This window comes from Bacillus sp. 37MA (genome assembly GCF_000372765.1).
Lineage (GTDB): Bacteria > Bacillota > Bacilli > Bacillales > Domibacillaceae > Domibacillus > Domibacillus aminovorans.
Genome location: NZ_KB889752.1, coordinates 2,820,783 through 2,840,989, shown reverse-complemented (window position 1 = coordinate 2,840,989; position 20,207 = coordinate 2,820,783). Strand labels below are relative to the sequence as shown.

The following is a 20,207-nucleotide window of genomic DNA, read 5'->3' as shown; positions in this document are numbered from 1 at the left end:
TTTTATGACTATTTCTACGTTTAAGATTGCCAATAAATTAATTACTGGTGAAGGTGCAACTGGACAGTTGAAAGTGGAAGCGGAACGGTTAGGAATGACGAACCCGCTCATTGTCACAGATCATATTATTCAACAGACAGGGATGCTTAATAACATTCAAGAAATTTTGGAAGGGCTTACGTGCGGCGTATTTTTAGAAGTGAAGCCTGAGCCAGAATTTTATGTGGTGGAAGAGTGCCGGAAAGCGTTTCAAACAGGCGGACATGATGGGCTGATTGCAATTGGCGGTGGGAGCGCGATGGATACAGCCAAAGCAGTTTCAGGATATGCGAATTATACAGGTGCACTTGTCGATCTCGTCGGTACTGACCACGTAAAGCAGAAGGGATGTCCGCTCATTGTGATTCCAACGACGGCAGGTACCGGTTCTGAAGTGACAAATATTTCGATCTTGTCCGATAAAGAAGAGCAAGTGAAAAAAGGAATTGTAAGCGATTACCTATTGCCGGATGTGGCAATTGTTTCACCGGAAATGACATTGACGATGCCAGCCGGTGTTACAGCAGCCAGCGGGATTGATGCACTTGTCCATGCGATTGAAGCATACATATCCGTTCATGCGTCACCGATTACGGATGCGTTAGCAATAGGCGCGATGAAAATGATTGCGGTGAACTTGCCAAAAGCATATGCAAATCCAGACAATGTGCAGGCGCGTGAGCAAATGGCGACAGCAAGCCTTATGGCGGGCATGGCGTTTGGCAATGCAGGTGTTGGTGCTGTCCATGCATTGGCGTATCCGCTTGGCGGCCGGTTTCATATTCCGCATGGTGTAAGCAATGCTCTCCTATTGCCATATGTCATGGAGTGGAATAAAATCGCCTGCCTAGAGCGTTTTAGAGATGTGGCCGCGGCGCTTGGTGAAAAAGTAGATGAGGCGACAGATAATGAAGCAGCAGAAAAAGCCATTGCCGCCATGAGCAGGCTTTGTAAAGCAGTACGCATCCCGGACGGCTTGCAGGAGCTCGGCATTAAAGAAACGGATTTAGAGGACATGGCTGAAGATGCGAGTAAAATTGACCGCCTGTTGAAAAATAATCCAAGACGTTTAAATAAAGCAGATATTTTGGCAATTTATCAAGCAGCATATTTAGGAGGCGAACGCGATGCTATGGAAAAATAGAGCACACGGCGAGGAATCGCCTTATGTACCATTAGGGCCGTTTAAACTGCGGCTCCCTTTTATCCATTACCGTTTCGAGTGGCCGGATTACGTTCAAGGGCTGTTGCTATGTGCGGTTGACTTGGCGGCAATTCCATTACTGATGGAGCTTCTCGGCATGCCCTTTGAAGCGGCCCTCGCTGTCGTCATGTTAAATGGAATTATGTATTTAACGCATCATTTGTTGGGCGATCCGGTTGTTCCAGGCTGGATTACACCGGCGGTTCCGCTCATCATGTTATATGTTTCACAGTTTCCAGAAGGAGAGCAGCGAGTGTATGCCCTCATTGCTTTTCAATTGACACTCGGGATTTTTTCGATTTTCCTTGGGGTGACAGGTCTTGCCGGAAAAGTGGTCAGTCTTGTGCCGAGTGCAATTAAAGCCGGGATTATTATGGGCGCTGGAATTGGTGCGGTTACGTCGATTTTTGAAGTGGGCGGCCAGTTTGAAACATTTCCATGGACTATTTCAATTGCGATCGGGATTGCGTTTTATTTAATCTTTTCAAAGCACTTCCAAGTGCTGAAACAAAGGAATGCATTTTGGACACTGATTTCAAAGTTGGGTATTTTCCCAATCATTATTTTGGCTGTTGTGATTGCTCCTCTAGCTGGAGAAGCACCATGGCCAACGATCGAATGGGGCATTACAAGTCCGGATTTTGCATTACTCTGGAATGAATACACCGTGTTTGGCCTTGGTATGCCGCCGCTCGCTTTGTTTATTAGCGGACTGCCAACCGTATTAGGAACGTATATTGTTCTTTTTGGAGACATTTTGAAAAAAGAAGCTATTTTGGATGATGCAAAGGATGTCCGCAGTGACGAAAAAATTGACAACAATCCAAACCGCGCGCATTTAATTTTTGGAGCAAGAAACGCAATTATGGGTATTATTGGTCCGGATGTGACAATGGCCGGTCCGATGTGGGCTGCGATGCAAGTAGTTGTAGTAGAGCGGTATAAAGAAGGCAAGAAAGTCATGAATTCATTTTTCGGCGGAGCCGGTTCATTCCGCTGGGGAACCAATACAGGTTTGTTGCTGATGCCAATTGTCAGTTTGGTTGAACCGATTTTAGGCATCGCGCTTGCTCTGACGCTTTTGATTCAGGGGTATGTAAGTGTTCGTGTAGGCGTTTTAGAAGCAAGAAGCCAGCGGGATCTTGGTATTGCGGGTATAATTGCGGCAGTATTAGTAATTAAGGGTGCTTCGTGGGCATTCGCCATCGGGATTATTTTATGTTTCTTGATTTACGGTAAAAACTTTTTTGTTGGTGAAAATGATGGGACTTTTACAAAAGATGTGGAGGAGAAAATCTAGTGAAATCATGGCGTATGTATATGAACGGCGAATGGGTAGATACGGAAGAACGAATTGAAGTCGTCAATCCAGCGACGCTTGAAGTCATTGCGACTGTTCCGAAAGCGGGGAAAAAAGAAGCAGCAGCGGCTGTTGATGCAGCAAGCGCTGCACTTCCTGAATGGGTTGCTAAAACGGCAGCTGAACGGGGCACACTGTTAATGAACTGGTTTCGTTTAATCGATAAGCAAAAAGAAGAGATTGGGCGCATTATGACGACGGAGCAAGGGAAACCATTGAAAGAAGCGATCGGCGAAGTTGGTTATGCGAACAGCTTTATTTCGTGGTATGCAGAAGAAGGGAAACGGATTTACGGAGAAACGGTTCCAGCATCCGCTCCGAATAAACGGATTTTCGTTACGAAGCAGCCAGTTGGTGTCGTTGCGGCCATTACGCCGTGGAATTTTCCAGCAGCGATGATGACACGGAAAGTGGGCCCTGCGCTGGCAGCGGGATGTACAGTCGTTGTGAAGCCGTCAGAACTAACGCCTCTTACGGCTTATAAATTGGTGGAGCTTGCGGAAGAAGCAGGCATTCCGAAAGGTGTTATCAATGTGATTACGGGTGACGCGGCGGCGATTGGTGAAACGTGGATGGCTGACAGCCGCGTTCGTAAAATTTCGTTTACGGGGTCTACAAATGTTGGGAAGTTATTGATGCGCCAGGCAGCAGATACGATGAAAAAAGTATCACTAGAGCTTGGCGGCCATGCACCGTTTATCGTCACGGAAAATGCAGATCTCGACAAAGCAGTCGAAGGATTGATGGGGTCTAAATACCGGAATGCAGGACAAACATGTGTCTGCGCGAATCGCGTGTACGTGCACGAGTCGGTTGAAGCAGAGTTTGTTGAAAAGCTGAAGGAAGCGGTCAGTCAGTTATCGGTTGGCAACGGGCTGGATGAAGGTGTTGAAATCGGACCGCTCATTAACGAAGCAGCTGTCGATAAAGTGAAAAAACAGTTGAAAGACGCCGTATCAAAAGGAGCTCAGCTCGAAACAGGCGGAGAAGCATTGTCTAGTGAGAAAGGTTACTTCATTACACCAGCTGTGTTAACGAATGTATCAGACGACATGGAATGCATGATTGAAGAAACGTTCGGGCCGCTTGCGCCGGTAACAACATACAAAACGGCTGAAGAAGTAATTAAGCGCGCCAACAACTCACCATACGGACTGGCAGCGTACGTCTTTTCGCAAAATATATCGGAAGCGATCACCATATCAGAAGGACTTGAATACGGTATCGTTGGATTAAACGATGGACTTCCATCCGTTGCCCAAGCCCCATTTGGCGGAATGAAAGAAAGTGGACTCGGCCGGGAAGGCGGGCATTGGGGAATAGAAGAATATTTGGAAGTGAAGTATATTTCACTCGGGCTTTAACAGGGTATACGGATTGTTCCACGAATCTTTTCTGACTTCAGCTCTTTTGCTGAAGTCTTTTTTTAGTTCAACTGTATAATAAAGATTAAATATAAGCTGACGCTTTATATATAGGAAGAGGAGGATGTACGATGATCATAAAAGGGCATGAGGTGCGGGGCAGTGTACTCGATGAGGAGACGAGATGTGCGCATTATCATCAGGAAATTGATCGGATTGCGATTAAGTTTTATTGCTGCGAGACGTATTATCCGTGCCACCAATGTCATGAGGAAGATGGCTGTGGTGAGGTGCAGGTGTGGCCGAAAGAAAAGTGGGAGGAAAAAGCGGTGTTGTGCGGAGGCTGCGGTCATGAGCTGACGGTTCGGGAATATTTAGCGTGTGAGTCCACTTGTCCGAGCTGTGGTGTAGCGTTTAATCCGGGCTGCCGTTTACATAAGCATTTTTATTTTGAATCGTAAGCGGTCATGAAAGGGAGCTCCCATATTGACCAAATAATACGACCATGATATTGTACAATAGTTAATAAGGTAACTAAACAAATTAATCTATTAAATAATTATTCATTTAATATGTCTATTCGTGCTACTAATCTAATAAAATGTGTTACTAGATGAAAAATTGAAGTGAAATAGAGGTGGACGTATGCAAGATTCAGAATTAAAAAGATTTGGTGTTTCAATGGATAGTCACTTGCTTCGGAAGTTTGACCATTTAGTCAATCAAAGAGGATATGAAAATCGTTCGGAAGCCGTTCGAGATCTTGTCCGTGATGCACTTATTCAACAATCATGGGAAGATCATGAACATATTGTGGCAGGAAGTATTCTTTTATTTTATAACCATCATCAGCGGAATTTGCTTGAAGAAATGACCAACATTCAACATCATATGCACGATTTAATCATTGCAACGACACACTTTCATTTGAATCATGATAGCTGCTTAGAGCTGATCGTCGTAAAAGGGAAAGTGAAAGATATCCAGCAGCTCAATCATAAGCTGACGAGTTTAAAAGGCGTAGATTATGGAAAGTTTACCGTGGCACCAGTAGAGCAAATATAATGATGAAGGAGTCAGATACATGAGTAAGAAATTTTGTGGACTTATCGCAGTAGCTGTTTCCGCTTTTTCTATTATGTTAGCAGGTTGTTCACAATCTGATTCTAGTCAACCTAGTGAAGAAAATAAAAAGGATGAGCTTGTGTTGGCTGTTGGAGGAGAGCCTGATACTGGGTTTGATCCAACGACTGGTTGGGGGCGTTACGGATCACCACTTTTCCAAAGTACACTGTTAAAAAGGGATAATGAACTTAACATTGTCAATGACTTAGCCACTAGTTATAACGTGAGTGAAGATGGAAAGGTCTGGACGGTCACTTTGCGTGAAAATGTGAAATTTTCGGATGGACAACCATTAACAGCAGCAGATGTAAAATTCACGTTTGAAACAGCACTGAAAAATGGATCAGTTGTTGATCTGAATGTACTGGAGAAAGTGGAAGCAAAGGATGAGTACACCGTAACATTTACGTTAAAAGAAGCGCAATCAACATTTGTTAACTCTTTCGTTGCAACAGGGATTGTCCCTAAACATGCTTACGGAGAAGATTATGCAGAAAACCCGGTTGGTTCAGGCCCTTATCAGCTCGTTCAGTGGGACAAGGGGCAGCAGCTTATTGTACAGGCGAACCCTGAATATTATGATCAAAAGCCTTCTTTTCAAAAGATGACCTTTTTATTTTTAAGTGAGGATGCTGCGTTTGCTGCTGCTCAAGCAGGAAATGTTGATGTTGCGGCTATCCCAGCTGCATTTAGTCAACAACAAGTACCTGGTATGCGGTTAGAAGCAGTCAAAACGGTTGATAATCGTGGAATTGTGTTTCCATACGTAAAATCAGGTAATGTGACGGAAGATGGTTACCCAATTGGTAACGATGTGACGGCTGATCCAGCGATTCGTCATGCTATTAATATCGCGATTGATCGAGAAGCACTTATTGACGGTGTGTTAGAAGGATACGGATCACCCGCTTATACGTCAGTAGATGGTTTACCTTGGTGGAATCCTGAAACTGTCTTTAAAGATGCCGATCTAGATGGGGCTAAAAAGATGTTAAAGGATTCAGGCTGGAAAGATACAGACGGTGACGGAACTTTGGAGAAAGGCTCTTTGAAAGCGGAGTTTACTTTATATTACCCAGCGGACGATGCCATAAGACAATCCCTTTCCATAGCTGTTGCGGATATGATCAAACCACTTGGTATTAACATAACAATAGAGGGTGAAAGCTGGGATACGATCGAACAGAAGATGTATTCAAACGCTGTACTCATGGGTTGGGGAAGTCATGACCCGCATGAAATGTATAACGTATATAGCAGCAAATATGCAGGAGTAGAATACTATAACACAGGTTTTTATGAAAATAAAACAGTAGATGACTATTTTGAAAAGGCGCTTCGTGCTGCGAATGAAACAGAAGCAATGGCGTTTTGGAAAAAAGCGCAATGGGATGGAACGACTGGATTAAGTGCAAAAGGGGACGCGCCATGGGCATGGTTAGTGAACATTGACCACTTGTACTTAGTGAAAGACGGTCTGGATATTGGGGAACAAAGAATCCATCCACATGGGCATGGCTGGCCTGTGACAAACAATATTGAAGAATGGAAATGGACTGAGTAACGTGCGCAAAAGGATAAATAGACATATTGGAATCTTTCTTTTACTGAAAAGTGTACGAATGGCGACATTATTAGTCGCCATTTGTTTCATTTCCTTTCTATTAATAAAGAATTCTCCCATTGATCCGATTCAAGCGTATATCGGTGCGGATATGTTGACGGTAGGACCGGAACAGCGAGAAAAGATTGCTGAGTATTGGGGACTCGATCAACCGGTCATGGTACAGTTTTTCAATTGGGGCTCTGCTTTGCTTACAGGTGATTTAGGAACGTCAATGATTTACCGCCGTCCCGTTGCTGAGATTATTAGTGAACGTTTTTTTAATTCTTTCGTTTTAATGATCACAGCGTGGTTATTATCTGGAATCATCGGGTTTGCCATGGGCGTTATTTCAGCGATGAAAAAGGATACGTGGATGGACAAATTCATTAAATGGTATTGTTATACTTTGGCATCCACTCCGACCTTTTGGCTCGGACTTCTCATGCTCATTGTTTTTGCCGTATGGTTAGGATGGTTTCCGATCGGCTTAGGGGTTCCAGCTGGCGTTCTCGCAGAAGATGTCACAATAGCCGATCGAATCAATCATCTGATTCTTCCAGCGATTACTCTTAGTGTTGTCGGTGTTGCGAATGTAGCATTACATACACGTCAGAAGTTGATCGATGTTCTGGCTAGTGATTACGTGTTGTTCGCGAGGGCAAGAGGAGAATACGGTTTTGGTTTGTTTTGGCGGCATGGATTACGGAATGTAGCAATGCCTGCGATCACTTTACAATTTGCTGCTTTTAGTGAATTGTTTGGCGGGGCTGTGCTTGCTGAACAAGTATTTTCGTATCCGGGTCTTGGACAAGCTACCGTAGAAGCAGGACTACGAGGAGACGTTCCGCTTTTATTAGGATTAGTTATATGCAGTGCACTATTTGTTTTTATTGGGAACTTAATCGCTGATTTGATTTATTACGTGTTAGATCCGAGAATAAGAGAGGGGCGAATGATTTGATTGCAGCCCTTAACATAAAAAAGAGAAAGAATGATCGAAAACATTTTAATAGAAGGAAACGGACATTGATCGTGACCGTTATCGCTGTTATTTTCTTACTAAGTATTGTTGTTGGCCGTTTTTTATTAGATGAAGGAAGAATTGCCACGAACTTAACGATACGAAATGCTCCCCCTTCATTTGATCATCTTTTTGGTACCGATTGGTTAGGCAGAGATATGTTTACACGTACCATTATGGGGCTTTCGTTAAGTATGGGAGTAGGATTGATTGGAGCAATTGGCAGCGCGTCGATTGCTCTTATCCTTGGTATGGCCGCAGCTACAATGGGGAAAATGGTCGATCGGATGATATCATGGCTCATTGACCTTTTTCTTAGTGTACCGCACCTCGTCACGCTCATTTTGATTGCCTTTACATTAGGGGGAGGATTTAAAGGAATTGTTATCGGAATTGCCCTCACCCATTGGCCAAGTCTTGCTCGTGTTATTCGGGCAGAAGTCATGCAAATTCGTTCAGCTGAATTTGTACAAGTATCTCAGAAGATGGGGAAATCTCGTTGGTTTATAGCTGCTCAACACATTTTGCCGCATTTAATCCCACAAGTGTTAGTCGGCTTCTTATTATTGTTTCCACATGCGATCTTACATGAAGCGGCCGTGACCTTTTTAGGTTTAGGGTTATCGCCCCACGAACCAGCTATTGGGATTATTTTGTCAGAATCGATGAAGTACTTGTCTTCAGGTATGTGGTGGCTCGCCTTTTTTCCAGGTCTTTGTTTGCTTATTGTCGTTCGGACATTTGATACGATTGGCGAAAATCTCCGAATGCTCATTGATCCAACGAGAGCTCACGATTAATTAAATATACGATGTTTATTTTTAAAAAGGAGTAACACATATGTCTATTCTTGAAGTAGAAGACTTGTCCATCTCTTTTAAGCAATATACGGGTGGTCTAAAACAAAAACATCATCACGTTATCACAAGTTTAACAGTCACTCTGGAGGCAGGTGAAATACTTGCCGTAGTGGGAGCAAGCGGTTCGGGGAAAAGTTTGCTGGCTCATGCTATCTTAGGGATCCTACCGAGTAATGCGAGCATGAGCGGGACGATTAAATATGCGGGAGATGAACTTACGGCTGCTCGACAAATGGCATTAAGAGGCAAGGAAATTGCACTCGTCCCACAATCCGTCAACTATTTAGACCCGCTTATGCGCGTTGGGGCTCAAGTCCGTACGTCTGTTAAACAGGGTGATGCCGCTCTGGCACAACGTAAGGTCTTTGAACGTTATCATTTACAATCAGATGTTGAGAACATGTACCCGTTTCAATTGTCTGGAGGAATGGCGAGAAGAACGCTTTTATCAACAGCGATAGTAAGTGAGGCAAACGTGATTATTGCGGATGAACCGACCCCGGGACTTGATCCGGTGGTCATATTAGAAGCTCTTCATGACTTTAGGGAGCTTGCAGACAATGGTTGTGCGGTCATGCTCATAACTCATGATATTGAATCCGCCCTAAAAATTGCCGATAAAATTGCCGTGTTTTATGCAGGTACAACGGTTGAAGTCGCACCAGTGGATGACTTTTTTGGAAATGGTGAAGCGTTACGGCATCCGTATAGTAAAGCGTTATGGAGAGCGCTGCCGCAAAATGATTTTGTTCCGATCCGAGGCTCGCAGCCCCATCCGAGTGCTTTGCCAGCTGGATGCTTATTTGAACCGCGATGTGAAAAGGCTACACTTGAGTGTAGACAGGCACGACCCGAAATGCGAAACCTTCGTAATGGAATGGTGAGGTGTATCCATGCAACTTGAAGCAAAAGACGTCGGGTTTCGTTATGGGAATGGACCGTGGTTGTTTCGAGGGGTCAATGTAACAGTAGAGCCAGGGGAAATCGTTGGCCTCACTGGACCGAGTGGATGCGGGAAAACCTCTTTCTGCAAAGTTTTAGCAGGCTATGAGAAACCTGTGGAAGGAAGCGTTGCTGTTAATCACTCTTTATTGCCGAAGAACGTCTATCATCCTGTGCAACTCGTCTTTCAACATCCAGAAAAAGCAATTAACCCAAGGTGGAAGATGATGAAGACTCTTCGTGAAGGAGGGCCGCTTGATCAGGAGCTGCTCGAATCCTTAGGCATTGAACGGGAATGGCTAACGCGCTGGCCAAATGAACTGTCTGGAGGAGAATTGCAGCGGTTTTGTGTGGCTCGAGCATTGGGAAAAGGGACGCGTTTTCTTATTGCTGATGAAATGACAACGATGCTTGATGCCATCACACAAGCTCAAATTTGGCATGTCGTTCTGGAAATGGCTAAAAAGAGAGGGATGGGCGTACTCATTGTCAGCCATGAAGAAAAACTCATTCAAAGACTTTGTCATCGAGTCATTGAGTTTCATCCTGCTAATGCATGATAACATGGTAAACGTTCTATATAATCATTGTTTGAATAATGTAAAAGATCATGTATTTTCTGAAAATAACTGAAACTTTTTTTACGATTGTACGTAAAAATAAGGAGAGGTGATTGAGAGGAGAAAAACGATGATGTTGACATTATTCTTCTTATTATTTCTACCACTTTAAGCGCTCGCTGTCGACTATACGATTACCGATGTAAAGATTGATGCGCACATGCAAGAAAATGGACAGGATACCGTCCGAGCGAGAACTGTATACATATTCATTTGACGGTGAATTCAATGGGATCACCCGGGAAATTATTACGAAATAGGAGGGAACGTGATGAAAGTATTTATCGGTTCGGTCCTTGTCCTTTTGCTGATTGGCGCTGGCATTTGGCTTATGCTGTCGCCGTCATTTAAAAAAGTGGGTGAAACGGCCAGTAAAGTGAAAGATAATTTAAAGGAGGGTTCACACGATGGGGGACGTGAAAAAGATGAATAGAGGAAGGAACAAAAAGGTACTCGGTGGTTCGATCGTCGCAATCGCTCTTATTTTAGGCATTGCCTTACTTACCTTGTTTATTGAAAAAATTCCGAACGGCTATGTTGGTGTTGTATACAGTCCGAATGGTGGTGTGCAGGATGAAACACTTGGTCAAGGCTGGCATCTTGTCGGTTTATTTGACAAAGTAACCGTGTATCCAATACGGATGCAGACGGTTAATTATACAGACATTCAAGTCGCTACGTCAGACGGGAAAAGTGTAACCGTTGATTTTGCCTACAACTACAGCATTGAACCGGATAAAGTCGTTGATGTGTTTAATAAATTTGGCCCGATACCAGTCGAGCAAATTGAAGAATCGTATTTGCGCACACGCCTTTGGGATGCAGGACGTAAAGGCATTGCAAAATACTCGGTCATCGATACGTACGGTGAAAAATCATCTGAAGCTGCTGTTGGTGTACAAAACTTATTTTCCGATGACATTAAAGAACTCGGTTTCGTCGTCGATAACTTGACGCTCGGTGTGCCAAAGCCGGATGAGTCAACACAAGCAGCGATTAATAAACGAGTAGAAGCTGCACAGGAACTTGAACGAAAACAGATTGAGTTGAAGATTGCGGAAGCCGAAGCACAGAAAAAGAAAATTGAAGCGCAAGGTATATCTGACTACAATAAAATCATTAAAGAATCCATTTCACCTGAAGTCATTCAAAATAAATGGATCGAAAAATGGGACGGTGTCATGCCAAAAGCAACTGGCTCCAATCAGTTGATCGAAATTCCGATTGATGATGCAGGTACCGCTGCGAGTGCAGCACAGTAATGAAATAGATCGAATCTCTATTTTAAAAGCCTTCTGCGAGATGCAGAAGGCTTATTTTAATTGTTATTTGCATATTGTACAATGCCATCCGCAAGAAGATTCATGACGTTTGTTAAATAAGCAGGATCGGACAAATTTTGATCTTCTTCTGCATTTGTCATAAAACCGATTTCAGGCAAGATGACTGGTACTTTAGACCAATTGAATCCAGACATGTCATCCCGGTAAAAAATACCGGTCTGATGAAGCGGGATGTCAGCGGAAACGGCTTGAATGACGTGATTGGCCGCTAATTCACTATCCGCAAAAATGGCGCTCGTATACGGATTTTCTTTTGCTGGAATCAGAACGGAAAACCCGCTCGTTGCCGGATTTTCTGAACCGTCCGCGTGCAGCCGGACGAATAAATCCGCTTCATTGTCATTGGCAACAGCCGCTCGCTCACTATTGCTCATATCAACGTCATTCGTCGTCCGTGTCAAAATCACTTTCATGTCTCTTGCTTCAAGCGCTGATTTTAACAGTTGGGCGGCTTCTAGATTTAATACATATTCCGGCTTTTTCGTGACAATACCTGTCGTGCCGCCCGTTACTTTATATTTCGTTTCAGCTGCGCCCGGTCCGATCGGTTCTTGATCAAGGTTCGCTTTCGCTTGATGGCCGGGGTCAATGACGACGAGAAATGGATCCGCAGCGGGAACAGGTACGGGCTCAGGTTCAGGAATATCGACGGCTTGCGTTACGACAGTTTCTTTTTCCAGAGCGGCAGGCTCAATAGGCTCAAGTTCCGGCTTAGGGACAGATTCTTCTTTTACGATCGCTGCGGGCGGTTTAATTGTTTCCGGTTTTCCGGTATCAAAGCTATTTAAAAGCCCTTGCGATGACTGTGAATCAATGAAAAGAAGCCCAGCTGATACGATCAAAGCGATGAGGACGAGAATCCAGGCACCCCATTGTTTATTCATACGATTTAATGAACTCCACATTCGCTTTTTCAATCGACGATAAACTGCCGTCATAATACGGATTTGGGCTGTACCAGGACTGGCTGCTAAAATAGTTTTGCAGATCATTAGACTCGAAAATGTATCCGTAGCGCGCATAAATTTCGTTGCGTGCAAGGCGAAGCTGACTGCTGGACATGCCATATAAATCGCTATCTGTCAGGTACGCGTAATCACTATGCGGCAAAATGTAGTAGCTTCCGCTTGAAGCAACAGGTACTTCACGGATCACTTCTTTAATCACGGTTTTTTCGGTTACTTCCTTCTCTTTTTCTTTCTCTTCTTTTTTCGGTTCAGCGGTATCAAGTGCTAATGCCGTTTCTCGTTCTGCGCCGCCGAGTATGACTTCTTCTACGTCTTCTTTTTTACCGCTATCGGTTGTGCTCACTCCTTTTACCGTATACAAGCCGGCAAGATAAGGGCCGAATTCGCGCGATTCACTCGCTGCATCAATCGTACCAAGTTCACTGTTGTTTAACGTAACCACTGTTTTTATGCCTGTAGATTCCACGGTTAAAAAGTTACCCGGTGTATCGATTACGTGCTGATGAATGATGCCGTATTTTTTGCCTTCCTGTTTCACTGTAAACAATGGGCTGTCCAGCGATTCATTCGATAGAGAGCGTTCAATTTCTGACAGCAAAGATGGATTTTTATCAAGTAAAGCAAAAAGAGCATCCAGTGTCTGGTCATTCACTTTTAGACGGGAATCAGTAGGCACAATGACATTCTTTAGCGTACTCTTATCTTTTTCAGCGAGCGCTGTTGTAAACTGTTCTACTACTGCTTCTTCACTGTACTTTTTTGACATCATTTGATAGCCAGTAAACAATGCAATCGCGATAACGGCAGCGAATGCAAGCAAGAGCGGCATCATTTTGGAACCGGTTTTCTTTCCGCCCATCTTTCTAGATGTCTTTTTTGACAAATCAGCCCCGCATTCTGAACAAAAAGATTGGCCTGCTTCACTGGCATGACCGCAAACACCACATTTAGACATGATTCAATCTCCTTATGAATTAATACTTTTATACTAATGAATTATATAAAATTTTACAATCTAATTTTTGGATTAGGGTGTTTTGTCATAAAAAAGTGACATTGCTAGCGCATCCATTTTTTTCTTTACCAACCTAATGGTAAACTGAAAAAAACGAATAAAGGATTGTTAAATAGATGCTTCTACTAAAAGATGTTCGGAAAAATAAAGGAAATAATGTGTTTTTTTCTTCTTTCAATTTGTCGGTTTCATCTGGTGAAATAACGGCGATTCAGTGCGGTCATGAGCTACGGCAGGAATTAATGAAGATTTTGAGCGGGGTGTCCGGTTTGTCCGATGGAGAGATACATATAAATGAAATGAAAATCGTACCGGGTCAAAAAAAATGGTTCCATCAAATCGGTACGGTTTATATACAGGATACACTGTATGAACGGTTGTCGGTCATCGATAATTTGCGGTTTTTTCAGCGGCTTTATGATGGACATGTGAATCTGGATGAACTGATCGCTTTATTCGGCCTGGAAAAAAAGAAGAATGTACGGATTGAAAAGTTGTCGCAATCTGAAAAGGTACGCGTGTTCACGGCAAAAGCGCTCGTTCATGATCCGGATTTGCTTGTACTTGAAGAACCGTTTCAATCGATTGATCTTGAAAGCAAGCATATTATTCAGCGGGCGGTGGAATCGTTTGCGGCACGGGGAAAAACGGTCCTCATTTTGGCGAGTTATTTAGAAAATGCGATGGCGCTCACCGACTGCGTCTATGTTTTGAACGAGCACGGGTTGAAACAAATAGAGATTCAGTTGGAAGAAGAGACGGAAATGGAAGCAATCGAAGAAGAGCGGTCGGAAAAACCGGTCATTGTACCGAGATCGGTTCAGATGAAGATTCCGTCAAAGCTTGAGGATAAGCTTGTGTTATTTGATCCGGATGAAATTGATTACGTAGAGAGTATGGAAGGCGCGGCGCAGCTTTATGTGCAAGGGGACCTGTTTCCATGTGCGCTCAGTCTCGCGGATCTTGAGGACAAGCTTGAGCCGTTCGGCTTTTTCCGGTGCCATCGGTCGTACATTGTGCATTTGTCGAAGGTGCGTGAGGTGGTGACGTGGACAAGAAATAGTTACAGTCTCGTGCTCAATAATTCAGAGAAAAGTTCGATTCCATTGTCGAAAGGGAAACTAGCAGAATTAAAAGAGAAAATGGCCATTTAATGTGCTCCATATAGAGCAAAATATACTCCATTCGGGGTTGGTATGATGCTTTTCACCTTGATATTACAGCGTTTATGAGAATATCACGATATAGTGGAAACACGATCAGCGAAGGGAGCAATGGAGCATGGAAAATGTCATTGAGGTACGAAATCTCGTTCATTATTTCGGGAAAAAGAGCGTATTAAAAGGTCTTCATTTTGAGGTGAAAAAGGGAGAAACATTCGGATTTTTAGGGCCGAGCGGATCGGGGAAAACGACGACGATTAAAATTTTAACGTCGCAGCTGATTGGATCTAAAGGAGAGATTCGAATTTTCGGTCAGCCGCAAGCAGATTTAAAACGAATCGGTATTTTAACAGATAACAGCGGGTTGTACGAGCGCTTGACGGTGTATGATAATTTAGTGTTGTTTTGCGATTTGTACGGGACGGACCGGGCACGTATTTCGGATGTGCTGGATGAAGTGAATCTAGCAGCGGAAGGGAAAATGGTCGTGAAAAAGCTGTCAAAAGGAATGAAACAGCGGGTGACCCTTGCCCGGGCGATTTTACATAAGCCTGATTTGTTGTTCTTGGATGAACCGACATCCGCGCTCGATCCAGTCAACCGGACGCGGATTCATGCTATTTTACGCGGATTGAATGCGGAAGGGACGACGATCTTTTTGACGACGCATGACATGCAGGAAGCGGAAGAACTGTGCCACCGTGTTGCATTTTTGAACGCCGGGGAGATAAAAGCGATGAATTCACCACAGGCGCTTCGTCTTCATTATTCAGATGAGTCGATTTCTCTTCATTTAAAGGAAAATAAAACAGTTGTTGTGGAACGTGATGAAGCGGGTGCGGCGCAAATTCAGGACTATATCGCGAATGGGGAATTACTGGCGATTCATTCAAATGAGCCAACACTTGGCGATATCTTTATGCAGCTAACGGGGAGGGATTTAGTATGAATGTGTCAATGAAGCGTGTCGGGGCGATTTTCGTCAAAGACTGGAAAGATTTAATGCGTAATTCGTATGTATTGTTTACGGTGTTTATGCCGGTTGTGTTTGCGGCTATTTTAGGACGGATGGGGATGGAGAATCCAGGCATGTTTATGCTTCCGATCAATATGGCGCTCGTCATGTGCGCTGCATTCGTACAGGCATCGATGATAGCCGAAGAAAAAGAGAAAAATACGTTGCGTGGGCTCATGTTGTCACCGGCTTCAACGCTTGATATTTTCATTGGGAAAAGTGTGCTGACAGGTGCTGTGACGATCGTTGTTATCATTCTATCGATCTGGTTGAGTGAAGTTCAATTAACGGGCATTGCGCCGCTTTCAATCGCGATTTTGTTCTCTCTCATTGCGTATATTTCAATTGGAACCATTATTGGTCTTTTATCGAGAAATGTAATGGAAACGGGGATTGTTGGCATGCCGGTTTTGGTCGTGTTCCTCGGCAGCAGCTTCATTATGCAAATTGTTGAGAATGAATTTATTAAGAAGATGTTATCGTATTTGCCAAATGAACAGCTGTCCAGCATGGCTGTGCAGTTGCACGGCGGCGCGGCGTTTGGCGAAGTGACCTCACAATTGGCAGTCATTGCGGTGTGGGCCGTCGTGTCCATAGCCTTGACAGTCGTGATGTATAAAAAAAGTGCGGCGGACAAATGATTATGAGCCTGGCCAACGTGCCGGGCTCTTTATTTCGTCGGGAAAATGAAGTTTCACTATATAATTCTCTGAAAATTGATGGTGGATTTCCATTCTTTTTATGGTAAAATCAAGTAAGACTATCTTTTTTTAGATGAATAAAATAAAAAATCAGGGAGCCTTATCTATGAAAAAATGTGTTATGTCGCTGTTCGCTTTATTTATCGTAATTGGACTTATTCAACCGGCTCAAGCAGCAGGGGAGACGACGTTTTATGACGGAGTAAAGGTGACGCATGCAGATGGAGGCACCGATCAGCCTTTTGCAAAAAATGAGAAATTAATGATTGATCTAGCCTGGTCATATAAAGGCAGTCAGCCAGCTGCGATGACGCTTCCGGACACATTTAAGGTAAAGGAAGATGTGCAAAAAGCGTTGACGACGAAAGATGGAACGAATGTCGGAACGGTAAAAGTAGATGCAGAGACTCGAGTCATCACGGTTGCATTCGCGAACGTATCAGCCATTGAATCTGGTACTTCGGGGAAGATTTTTATCCCTGTTGTTTTCAATGAGGCGGTCGTTACAGCAGCAGGCACGTATAAAGCGGCGTTTAACATTGGACAGGCAGCGCCGGTTGTCGTGAACATGACAGTAGAGAATAAGGCAGAAGTAGGCACAGGAGCGTTGAAAATCGTGGCCATTGACGCGTTAACGAAAGAAAAGGTGGCAGGTTCAGCGTTCACCGTTGTGAATAGTGATGGAAAAGTCGTGGCGTCCCTTACGACAAACAGTGCGGGTGAAGCGACAGTATCGAGTCTTCCGTATGGCACGTATACAGTGACGCAAACGGCTGCACAGGCAGGATATGCAGTGCCAGCGGATCCATGGAAAGTAGAGATAAATGAAGCCGTTGTTATGAAAGAAGTGACGCATGCGAAGGTAGCCGGTTTAACGGGCGGCTTAACGATTACAGCGGTTGAAAAAGGAACGAAGACACCGATTACAGCGGCGGAATTTGAGCTGAAATCAGAAAATGGTCTATTTTCAAAGACGGTTGTAACGGATGAGAAAGGCACTGCTCTATTGACGGGACTTGCTTATGGCACGTACACGTTGAAACAGACGAAAGCAGCAGCCGATTTTGTATTGCCAACGGAAACATGGGATGTGGTGATCGGCCGTCAGACGCCGGTTGAGAAAACGATAGAAAATCAATTAATCAACGAATATGGTACTCTTTCGATTAAGAAAACAGACGAAAAATCAGGCGATGCGTTAAAAGGTGCCGAGTTCTCACTTTATTATTATACGGGTGATGAGAAGCTTGTCGCAAAAGTTGTGACGGATCATAAAGGAACCGCCGATTTTGAAAATTTAGTGGCAGGCAAATATACGCTGGAAGAAACGAAAGCACCGACTGGCTATACACGTTCGTCGGAAAAGACCGTTGTGACGATTAAAAGCGGTGAAACGGTTGAGTTAACGTTTAAAAATGAGAAATCATCACCGACTGGAGCGGCGACAACGACGAGTGGTACGAAGTCAGTAGATACATTACCGAGAACAGGTGATGAATCATCGATGATGTATATGCTTGGCGTTATATTGCTAGTAGCGGGCGCGTACATGTTTATGAAAAAAGGGAAGCGTGCGTAAGCAAGGCGATGTTGAGAAAAGTCATTGCGGTCATCTGTATCATAGCAGCGGCGGTGTTAATTGCGGCCCCATTTTTAAAGTACGAACTGCTAGAAGCGAGTACAAAAAAGTATGAAGCTGTGCAGTTATCGCCGGAAGAAATTCAGGAAAATAATGAACTGCCGGCCGAGTTTAATATGGAAGTGATTGAGCCGCCATCTGTTTTAGATACGGTGACGAAAGAAGTTGAAGTGGAAAAGTCCGCGATTGTTGGGCAAATGGAGATTCCGTCTGTTAATCTCAGTTTGCCCATTTTAAAAGGAACAACGAATGAGAATTTGCTTGTCGGGGCAACGACGATGCGGGAAGATCAGTGGATGGGACTTGGCAATTATACGCTCGCAGGTCATCATATGAAGAGAGATACACTGCTTTTCAGCCCGATTTTGCGTGTGGAAAAAGGGGCACTCATTACGGTAACGGATTTAACATACGAGTATATATATGAAGTGACAGAACTTGAAGTCGTTCATGAAGACCGTGTTGATATTCTAGACAATACGATTGACCCGGTCATCACGCTCGTCACATGTTACACACCCGATGAACCCGAAAAGCGATTTATCGTGCACGGTAAACTGACAAAAACAGAAGAGTATGAATAAAAAGAGCAGCATCGAAAGCCATGTGATTAGGCTTTTGATGCTGCTTTTTTGCGTTCAATATTAGTGTGCCGAGTAGGCTGCTTTTTGTGAAGTGCCGAATGTGTTGTATTGTACAGTATAAAAACTTTCTAAGTCGCTCAAGACAAGCACCGTACCGCCTGTTGTCGAAGCTGTCTCTGCACCGGCGTCCGTGAGACGTTTTAAGACGGATGAGTCGGCGAAGTTTGCGCCTGTTCCGTGAGAAGCGACGGCATAAAGCGGTGCGACTTCGTCAATGAACGACTGTGTTGTCGCTGCTGAGCCCCCATGCTGTGATACTTTTAACACGTCTGCGCTCAAATTGTAGTCCGCGACAAGTTTGTTTTCAACCGATGCACTCGCGTCAGACATAAGCAAAAAGCGGACGTCACCATGTGTTAACTCAAGAACGATTGATCCGTCGTCTGCATTTTGTGCTCCGCTGTTTGCATTTAACACATGAACGGGAGCGGATGAATCAGCTGAAATGTCGCTGTTTACTTTTGCTTGTGTAAGCGTTAAGCCAGCTGCTTTTGAAGCGTTCGTGTAGTCGGTATATTCTTGCGATGTACTTTTCAAGCCAGAGTCGATGATACGGTGGACGTTGAAGTTTTTAAGTACGTAATCCGCGCCGCCGATATGTTCAGGGTCGGGCTGTGTGGCGACGAATGTATGAATGTCTTCGATGCCCATCAAATCGAGTTCTGCTGCAATGGATTCGTCATCCGGACCAGCATCAATGAGCATAACTTCGCCGTTCGGGAATGTGACGAGTGTAGCGTCACCGTGTCCGACGTTTAGAAATTCAACAGATAAGGAGTCAGCGGGTGTGGAGAAAAGTGCCCGTGACAGAAATGCCGCAAATTGTCCACGCGTGACGGCATTGTTCGGTTTGAATGTGCCATCTTCATAGCCGTATGTGATGCCAGCGGCAACGATATGTTGGATATATGGATAAGCGGCAGAAGTTTTGGATACGTCCGCAAAATCAACGCCTGCTGTTTCAGTTAAACCGAATGCTTTTGCTAAAATAATGGCCATTTGTCCGCGTGTAACCGTTTGTCCTGGGCGAAATGTACCGTTTGGGAAACCGGAAATGATTCCTTCTTCTACAGCGGACTCGATGTAGCCGGATGCTGTATTGGATGTGTTGACGTCAGAAAAAGATGTTTTCCGTTTCGTCCCGTCCAGTTCGAATGTTTTACCGATTAAAATAGCGGCTTGCGCGCGTGTTACCGCCTGGTCAGGTTTAAATGTGCCGTCCGGAAAACCGGTAATAATTTCGGCACCTGATAAAAAGTCAATATCGTCAAAAAAACGATGTGAGTTAGGCACATCTTTAAAAGAAGCGGCCTGTGCAAACGGGGCAAAAAGACTGAATACGATGATGAAACTAAGAAAAACGGACAGTGATTTTTTCAATTATGAATCTCCCTTCGATTATTAGAGATAGTATAAAGAATTGCTAGATAATCAAATAGGGTATAAATACCTATGTTTTGGAGAGGGATGATCAATAAATTGGATAATCTTCATGTCTTGTAAACTTTTTTATGGAAGATGTTGCATTTTTTAAAAAACGCTGTATTATATATATTAATACAGTTAGTACGGTTTACG

At 44.0% G+C, this 20,207-nt stretch carries 20 protein-coding genes; 17 read left to right on the top strand and 3 right to left on the bottom strand.

All coding sequences use genetic code 11. The features are described from left to right. The first annotated feature begins 4 nt into the window (after positions 1-4). The 12 genes from A3M5_RS0115680 to A3M5_RS0115625 all read left to right on the top strand — a co-directional run bounded on the left by A3M5_RS0115680 (position 5) and on the right by A3M5_RS0115625 (position 11,403). Positions 5-1,183, top strand: coding sequence for an iron-containing alcohol dehydrogenase (locus A3M5_RS0115680; RefSeq protein WP_018394731.1), 1,179 nt, complete (start codon positions 5-7; stop codon positions 1,181-1,183). After that, positions 1,167-2,543: a membrane protein gene (locus tag A3M5_RS0115675; protein ID WP_018394730.1), complete on the top strand. Its 1,377-nt coding sequence runs from the start codon at positions 1,167-1,169 to the stop codon at positions 2,541-2,543. The genes A3M5_RS0115680 and A3M5_RS0115675 overlap by 17 nt, the downstream gene beginning before the upstream one ends. Continuing rightward, on the top strand, positions 2,543-3,967 hold the full coding sequence (locus A3M5_RS0115670) for an NAD-dependent succinate-semialdehyde dehydrogenase (RefSeq protein WP_018394729.1): 1,425 nt from the start codon (positions 2,543-2,545) through the stop codon (positions 3,965-3,967). Before A3M5_RS0115675 ends, A3M5_RS0115670 begins: the two co-directional genes overlap by 1 nt. A 131-nt stretch (positions 3,968-4,098) precedes the next feature. Next, the gene (locus tag A3M5_RS0115665; RefSeq protein ID WP_018394728.1) at positions 4,099-4,428 is read left to right on the top strand and encodes a CHY zinc finger protein; all 330 of its coding nucleotides are present in this window, start codon (positions 4,099-4,101) and stop codon (positions 4,426-4,428) included. A 184-nt stretch (positions 4,429-4,612) separates the two neighbouring features. Continuing rightward, positions 4,613-5,032, top strand: coding sequence for a nickel-responsive transcriptional regulator NikR (nikR, locus tag A3M5_RS0115660; protein ID WP_018394727.1), 420 nt, complete (start codon positions 4,613-4,615; stop codon positions 5,030-5,032). A 19-nt stretch (positions 5,033-5,051) separates the two neighbouring features. Further along, positions 5,052-6,656, top strand: a complete 1,605-nt coding sequence (locus A3M5_RS0115655; RefSeq protein WP_018394726.1) for an ABC transporter substrate-binding protein — start codon at positions 5,052-5,054, stop codon at positions 6,654-6,656. 13 nt (positions 6,657-6,669) lie between these two features. Further along, a complete protein-coding gene (locus tag A3M5_RS0115650) occupies positions 6,670-7,659 on the top strand; it encodes an ABC transporter permease (RefSeq protein ID WP_269765910.1) in 990 nt (329 codons plus the stop codon). Then, positions 7,656-8,519, top strand: a complete 864-nt coding sequence (locus tag A3M5_RS0115645; protein WP_018394724.1) for an ABC transporter permease — start codon at positions 7,656-7,658, stop codon at positions 8,517-8,519. Before A3M5_RS0115650 ends, A3M5_RS0115645 begins: the two co-directional genes overlap by 4 nt. Before the next feature lie 40 nt (positions 8,520-8,559). Further along, the gene (locus A3M5_RS0115640; RefSeq protein WP_018394723.1) at positions 8,560-9,483 is read left to right on the top strand and encodes an ABC transporter ATP-binding protein; all 924 of its coding nucleotides are present in this window, start codon (positions 8,560-8,562) and stop codon (positions 9,481-9,483) included. Continuing rightward, complete coding sequence (locus A3M5_RS0115635) at positions 9,473-10,081, top strand: ABC transporter ATP-binding protein (RefSeq protein WP_018394722.1); 609 nt, start codon at positions 9,473-9,475, stop codon at positions 10,079-10,081. The genes A3M5_RS0115640 and A3M5_RS0115635 overlap by 11 nt, the downstream gene beginning before the upstream one ends. 331 nt (positions 10,082-10,412) lie before the next feature. After that, positions 10,413-10,574 (top strand): DUF8570 family protein, encoded by a 162-nt coding sequence (locus tag A3M5_RS25840; RefSeq protein ID WP_018394721.1) that lies wholly within the window; start codon positions 10,413-10,415, stop codon positions 10,572-10,574. Beyond that, positions 10,549-11,403 carry a prohibitin family protein gene (locus A3M5_RS0115625; RefSeq protein WP_018394720.1) on the top strand — a complete coding sequence of 285 codons (855 nt, stop codon included), beginning with the start codon at positions 10,549-10,551 and terminating at the stop codon, positions 11,401-11,403. Before A3M5_RS25840 ends, A3M5_RS0115625 begins: the two co-directional genes overlap by 26 nt. A 56-nt stretch (positions 11,404-11,459) precedes the next feature. Here the strand turns inward: A3M5_RS0115625 and A3M5_RS23160 are convergent, their stop codons facing one another. Next, positions 11,460-12,368, bottom strand: a complete 909-nt coding sequence (locus A3M5_RS23160) for an N-acetylmuramoyl-L-alanine amidase (protein WP_018394719.1) — start codon at positions 12,366-12,368, stop codon at positions 11,460-11,462. Then, the gene (locus A3M5_RS0115615; RefSeq protein WP_018394718.1) at positions 12,361-13,407 is read right to left on the bottom strand and encodes a YARHG domain-containing protein; all 1,047 of its coding nucleotides are present in this window, start codon (positions 13,405-13,407) and stop codon (positions 12,361-12,363) included. Before A3M5_RS0115615 ends, A3M5_RS23160 begins: the two co-directional genes overlap by 8 nt. 176 nt (positions 13,408-13,583) lie before the next feature. Here A3M5_RS0115615 and A3M5_RS0115610 point away from each other — a divergent pair, with 176 nt between their 5' ends. The 5 genes from A3M5_RS0115610 (at position 13,584) to A3M5_RS0115590 (ending at position 18,569) form a co-directional block, all read left to right on the top strand. Further along, complete coding sequence (locus A3M5_RS0115610) at positions 13,584-14,621, top strand: LytTR family transcriptional regulator DNA-binding domain-containing protein (RefSeq protein WP_018394717.1); 1,038 nt, start codon at positions 13,584-13,586, stop codon at positions 14,619-14,621. A gap of 127 nt (positions 14,622-14,748) precedes the next feature. Beyond that, complete coding sequence (locus A3M5_RS0115605) at positions 14,749-15,579, top strand: ABC transporter ATP-binding protein (RefSeq protein WP_018394716.1); 831 nt, start codon at positions 14,749-14,751, stop codon at positions 15,577-15,579. Beyond that, positions 15,576-16,286, top strand: a complete 711-nt coding sequence (locus A3M5_RS0115600) for an ABC transporter permease (RefSeq protein WP_018394715.1) — start codon at positions 15,576-15,578, stop codon at positions 16,284-16,286. The genes A3M5_RS0115605 and A3M5_RS0115600 overlap by 4 nt, the downstream gene beginning before the upstream one ends. 166 nt (positions 16,287-16,452) lie before the next feature. Beyond that, a complete protein-coding gene (locus A3M5_RS0115595) occupies positions 16,453-17,925 on the top strand; it encodes a SpaA isopeptide-forming pilin-related protein (protein WP_018394714.1) in 1,473 nt (490 codons plus the stop codon). A gap of 8 nt (positions 17,926-17,933) precedes the next feature. Further along, complete coding sequence (locus A3M5_RS0115590; RefSeq protein WP_018394713.1) at positions 17,934-18,569, top strand: class A sortase; 636 nt, start codon at positions 17,934-17,936, stop codon at positions 18,567-18,569. Between the two features lie 60 nt (positions 18,570-18,629). Here A3M5_RS0115590 and A3M5_RS0115585 read toward each other — a convergent pair whose 3' ends face one another. Continuing rightward, positions 18,630-20,009, bottom strand: coding sequence for an S-layer homology domain-containing protein (locus A3M5_RS0115585; protein ID WP_018394712.1), 1,380 nt, complete (start codon positions 20,007-20,009; stop codon positions 18,630-18,632). Between the last annotated feature and the right edge of the window lie 198 nt (positions 20,010-20,207).